This window comes from Methylobacterium sp. WL7 (genome assembly GCF_008040085.1).
Classification (GTDB): domain Bacteria; phylum Pseudomonadota; class Alphaproteobacteria; order Rhizobiales; family Beijerinckiaceae; genus Methylobacterium; species Methylobacterium mesophilicum.
Genome location: NZ_VRVG01000267.1, coordinates 1 through 2,639 on the forward strand (window position 1 = coordinate 1; position 2,639 = coordinate 2,639).

The window sequence follows — 2,639 nt, forward strand, 5'->3', positions numbered from 1 at the left end:
AGAGCTGACCCACTGCGTTACTTTGATAATCCGGTGTGCGCTTTGCACCATTTGTACGCATCAATGCACTAGATCCTTTCTAAAAAAACTGATTTAATTTATTTTATTATTATAACTCAGCTAAATGTGGGCAAATTTCCCTAGACTAAAGGCGCGTAACAGAACGGGCACGCATCGTTTGGACGGGCGGGTATTGGTTGGCATAGCACTGGCGTGCTCGCATCAGTCGTTTTTCTTTAGAACACGGTCGCCCCGCTTCTGCCGCCGCCGCCTCGCCCTTTGAAGGGCTGGAGCCGTCCAATCGAGAGCCGATCGACGCTGACCGGTTGGTATTCGTGCTGAGGTCAGACCTGTTTTGGTGGTGAGTGTATATCGCTCCGTACGCGCGTTTGGCGACCTGGATGATGCGGTCCGGGTCTGCGGTCCAGACGGGGGGCTTCGGATCCCCGTTGCTCTCGGTGATTAAGCGTTTGATGGCGGCTTGCAGCTTGAACCGCCGCACCCGATGCGGCTGCTGGCCGCTGGTAGGGCCTCTGGGCCAACCTCTAAGGGCACGACTCAAGTGGCTCAATCGGCCGAGTAGATGCGGACGTAATCCACCAGCATTTCCATGTAGCCGCTCTTAGGCTGATCGACGGGCCATCCACCGCCAACAGAAAGGTCGATCATTGCGAAGAAGGCGCCGAGATTCGTATCGTTCGCGCGGTAGAGCGGGAAGCGCACCAATTCTTTCTCGTCGAAGTACCAAATCGATTCTGTGTCCGTGATCCTCAGACCGTAGGTATGGAAATCGGTTTGCGTGTTAGCACCACCGAGCATGTTGTCGAAATGCTTCTGCTGGAAAAGATGATCTTTTCCAGACTGCCCCGGCCAATCGTGGATCGTCCCGACATAACCAAGCGGGAACCGGCCGTAGCCTTCCAGAATATCGACCTCGAGACCGCCGTTCGGGTTTCTGTTCCCGGCTACGTTCCCGAGCCAGAATGCCGGCCAGGCTCCGCGCACCGCCGGCAGCTTGGCTCGCATCACGAAGTAACCCTTTCGGACAGCTCCAGTTACGCGGTCGTCAGGGAAGCAACTCGAGATTTGCCCTGAGTACCATTGGCGGCCCCATCCCTCCGGATCCTTGTATGCGCCGTCGTAATACGCGCGGATCGATAACACGCCGTTTGCGACCGTGTAGATCCGCGAGAACTGCGGCTCATCCTTCGTGACGAAGTGGGCGCCACCGTACTGGCCTCCGTCTGGCTTCGGGCCGATGAACCATTTCAATTGATCGAGCGTGTTGCCGCTGAAGTCATCTTCAAAGACGAGCTTCAGCGTACCTAGAAAGGGCTAATGGCCGCTCCGTTGCTGACATTGATCGTGACTCGGGTCGTCTTCCGGATCTGGGCTGTCGGACCGCTCCAAACGGACACGTCGATCGGGAATGGGCCGTTCGGTAGGGCCGAGACGTCAATGTTCGCGGAGAACGTCGAGGCTCCGTTCAGAACGATCTCTGGACTGACGTGTCGGCCATCAGTCGTATTGTGGAACCCGACGTTGTACCACTGCGATCCGACTGAGCCGAAGAGCGTGACCTGACCGGCTGTTGAGCCCGCCTTGGCCTGAACCGAGAAGGCATCGTCCGCGGGAGCAGCGGTGATCGACTGCGCCGGCAGGGCGGCCGCAAGGGTCGACCGCCACTTGGCTGCCATCAGGGCGGCGAGCGGTGCCATGGGGTGAAGCTGGTCCTGGTAGTAGGTCGTGCTCGCCGGATCCTGCGCCTCCGGGATCGCCGCGAAGTCCACGAGATAGTCAGCGCCGATGGATAGGTAGTTTGCTCGCAGCCATGCGTTGTAGGCGGTGACGTAACCCTGCTGCGCGGCAGTGACCGAAGCGGCGAACTTGGTGCCGACCGGTGTCAGGGTGCAGAGGACGACGACGAAGCCGGTCGCCTTGGCCTTCGCGACGAACTGCGTGATTACATCGCGCAGCACGACATCGGTCGAGCCGTTCGACAGGATATCGTTGATGCCGCCGAGGATCGAGATCGTGTTGAGGCTTGAGCCGTTGAACTTCGGAGCATCCTGCTGATCGTACTTGGCGAAGGCGTTGGCCAGCGTGTCGCCGACGTAGGCGTCATTCATGACCGGGATGCCGGCTGAAGCGCCGATCAGCTTCGGATACTGCTGGCCATCCTGCAGGCCGGCGCCGAACGTGATGCTGTCCACCTCGAACAGAACTCCCCTGATCGCGGCGGTGCTGGGAGAGGTCGTCGTTGCGCCAGTCGATGTCGGCGTGGTCGCCGCCGCCGGAACTAACCTGACGCGCCGGTCGGAGAACTGCGCGTCGATAGCGACCTTGTAAGTGTCGAGAATGGCTGCAATTTCTGCCATGATCGTGATTTTCTCGCTTTGTTATTGAGTGTAGGCGACTGTCAGGATGAACGAGTTAATAATCGAGGCAACAGTTGCCGCAAAATACGTGCCATCGTCATTGCAGATCCGGGCAGTGGGAAAACAATTTCTGCTACTCAGGTCGTTTTTGTAGCATAGTTTCGTATAAACTCGTTATTACGATGCAAATTAACTATGATAAGCAGTTTTTTCGATCATGGCTTCTTACTAGAATCCCACGAATAGACGCATTACATGGCC

The 2,639-nt window shown here is 57.5% G+C and carries 2 protein-coding genes; both read right to left on the bottom strand.

Annotated elements, in window-relative coordinates:
- Positions 1-567: 567 nt before the first annotated feature.
- The gene (locus FV233_RS29010; RefSeq protein WP_187278268.1) at positions 568-1,272 is read right to left on the bottom strand and encodes a glycoside hydrolase family 16 protein; all 705 of its coding nucleotides are present in this window, start codon (positions 1,270-1,272) and stop codon (positions 568-570) included.
- Between the two features lie 53 nt (positions 1,273-1,325).
- Positions 1,326-2,378 (bottom strand): GDSL-type esterase/lipase family protein, encoded by a 1,053-nt coding sequence (locus FV233_RS29015; RefSeq protein WP_147899598.1) that lies wholly within the window; start codon positions 2,376-2,378, stop codon positions 1,326-1,328.
- Between the last annotated feature and the right edge of the window lie 261 nt (positions 2,379-2,639).